Source organism: Rhodoferax sp. UBA5149, from assembly GCF_002413825.1.
Classification (GTDB): domain Bacteria; phylum Pseudomonadota; class Gammaproteobacteria; order Burkholderiales; family Burkholderiaceae_C; genus Rhodoferax.
Window position 1 is genome coordinate 1 of record NZ_DHXT01000151.1, and the last position, 2,507, is coordinate 2,507.

2 protein-coding genes are annotated in these 2,507 nt (G+C 60.2%); both read left to right on the forward strand.

The genetic code is table 11. The features are described 5' to 3' along the window. The first annotated feature begins 60 nt into the window (after positions 1–60). Positions 61–1,404, forward strand: a complete 1,344-nt coding sequence (locus B3V69_RS13170; RefSeq protein ID WP_296447233.1) for an NADH-ubiquinone oxidoreductase-F iron-sulfur binding region domain-containing protein — start codon at positions 61–63, stop codon at positions 1,402–1,404. Further along, the coding region (locus B3V69_RS13175) for a 2Fe-2S iron-sulfur cluster-binding protein (RefSeq protein ID WP_296447235.1) at positions 1,405–2,507 on the forward strand (1,103 nt) is incomplete at its 3' end.

Below are 2,507 nucleotides of genomic sequence, written 5' to 3' on the forward strand. Positions count from 1 at the left end.
TAATTTTTTATGGCCAAATAATCCGTGCAATGGTCTCTTCACGGAAGTAAGTGAGACAGCATGAATCTATCCGGCAAATCCAGTGACGTCATTGCAATGGTCACTGTGGACGAAATGCGCGAGCGCATTCGTTGCAAGAGCAAGCTCAAGGGTCGCCAGGTGGACGATGCTTCGCTGCAAGAGGTACGCGCACTGGTTGGCGCTGTGCCGCATCGGCGTGACCTGCTGATCGAGCACCTGCACCAGCTAAACGACGCCTACTGTGGCCTGCACGAGCGCCATCTGGTGGCGTTGGCCAAGGAGATGAAACTCCCGATGGCCGAGGTCTATGAGGTGGCCACGTTCTACCACCACTTTGAGGTGCTGCGCGGTGATGAGCAGGCGCCCGGCCTGACGGTGCGGGTTTGTGATGGCTTGAGCTGTGAGTTGGCTGGCGCCCAAGACTTGCTGGCGCGTTTACCGGGCTTGTTAGGTATTTCGGATGTGCGTGTCATCCCGACCCCCTGTGTCGGACGCTGCGAGCAGGCACCGGTGGCGGTGGTTCACCAGCGCCCGGTGCCTCTGGCCACGACAGAAACCATAGTTTCATTGGTTAATTCGGCTGTAACGCTCCATCCTTCTGGGAAAGTAGCTGCTAGTTTTGTAGCATCTGAGTATGCTGAGCAAAGCATTTCTCCGCTACCGCAGGCGACGATGGTTTCGCCCGATTACGCCGGTTATGCAGCCTACCGGGCTCACGGTGGCTATGCGCTGGCTGCGGTGCTGGTCAATGGCGAAGCCGATGCCGAGCGCGTGATCAAGACGATGGAAGACTCCGGTTTACGGGGCTTGGGTGGGGCTGGTTTTCCGGCCGGGCGCAAGTGGCGCATCGTGCGCGAGCAAGCCGCCCCGCGCCTGATGGCCGTGAATATTGACGAAGGCGAACCCGGCACCTTCAAAGACCGTACTTACCTGGAACGCGACCCGCACCGTTTTCTGGAAGGACTGCTGATTGCCGCGCAGGTGGTCGGCATTAACGCCTGCTACATCTACCTGCCAGGCGGCGCATCCGGTGGCATTTTGCCCGCCCGTTTGAATAATATTCCGTTGGACTTTGACACGCTGCAACCCTACGGCTGCTTCATTGGTTCAGCAGCGGTCATTGTGCTCAGTCAGCACGATAGCGCGCGCAATGCGGCGCTGAACATGATGCAGTTTTTTGCGCATGAGAGTTGCGGCCAATGCACACCGTGTCGCGTCGGCACCGCCAAGGCGGTCAAGTTGATGGAGGCGCCTGTGTGGGACAACACCACGCTGGAAGACCTGAACATCGTGATGACGGATGCGTCCATTTGCGGCCTAGGTCAAGCTGCGCCGAACCCGGTGCGCAGCATCCAGAGGTACTTTTCCCAGGAGATCGTTTAGATGAACGCGCCTGCCAAATTGACCGACGTCACGCCGCGAACCGTTGAGTTCAAGCTCGACAACCAGACTATTCATGCGTTCGAGGGTGAAACCATCCTCAAGGCGGCCCAGCGCCACGGCGTCGATATTCCGCACCTCTGCTACAAGGAGGGTATGCGCGCCGATGGCAATTGCCGCGCCTGCGTGGTAGAGATCAAGGGCGAGCGCACGCTGGCCCCCAGCTGCTGTCGCACAGCTACAGCGGGCATGGGGGCCCTCGCCAGCAGCCCACGCGCCGTGAAAAGCCAGAAGATGGTGCTGGAGATGCTACTGGCGGACATGCCCGATACCGGGTACAAATGGAACGATGCGACCGGCTCAGCCGGTCAGCACGGTGAACTCAGCGACTGGGCGGAACGGCTGGATGTACCGGTGCGCCCGGCGCTCAAAGCCCTTCGCCGGGCGCAACCCAAGTCGGATGTATCGCACCCGGCGATGGCGGTCAACCTGGATGCCTGCATCCAGTGCAATCGTTGCGTGCGCGCCTGCCGCGAGGAGCAGGTCAACGACGTGATCGGCTACGCCCGGCGCGGCGCGCACAGCGAGATTGTGTTTGACCTGAACGACGCGATGGGCGACAGCACCTGCGTCGCCTGCGGCGAGTGCGTGCAGGTCTGCCCCACCGGCGCGCTGATGCCAAAGACGCAAATCGGCTCACAGGTGGTCGACAAAAAGGTGGATTCGGTTTGCCCGTTCTGCGGTGTCGGCTGCCTGCTAACCTACAACGTCAAAGACAACAAGATCGTCAGTGTCGATGGGCGCGACGGCCCGGCTAACCACAATCGCCTGTGCGTCAAAGGCCGTTTTGGTTTCGACTACGCACACAGTCCGCAACGCCTGTCGGTGCCGCTGATTCGCCGTGTCGGGGTGGTCAAAGACCCCCAATCGCTCAATGAACTCAACCGCGATAGTGCCGACTGGTCAGGCGTGTTCCGGGAAGCCACCTGGGAGGAGGCGCTGACGCTGACCTCAGGCACACTCAAAGGCCTGCGCGATAAACACGGGAAGAAATCGCTCGCAGGTTTTGGTTCTGCCAAGGGTAGCAACGAAGAAGCCTATTTGTT

Coding starts and splice junctions, on each gene's coding strand:
- B3V69_RS13170 (WP_296447233.1), top strand. CDS start 61: ATGAATCTATCCGGCAAATCCAGTGACGTCATTGCAATGGTCACTGTG.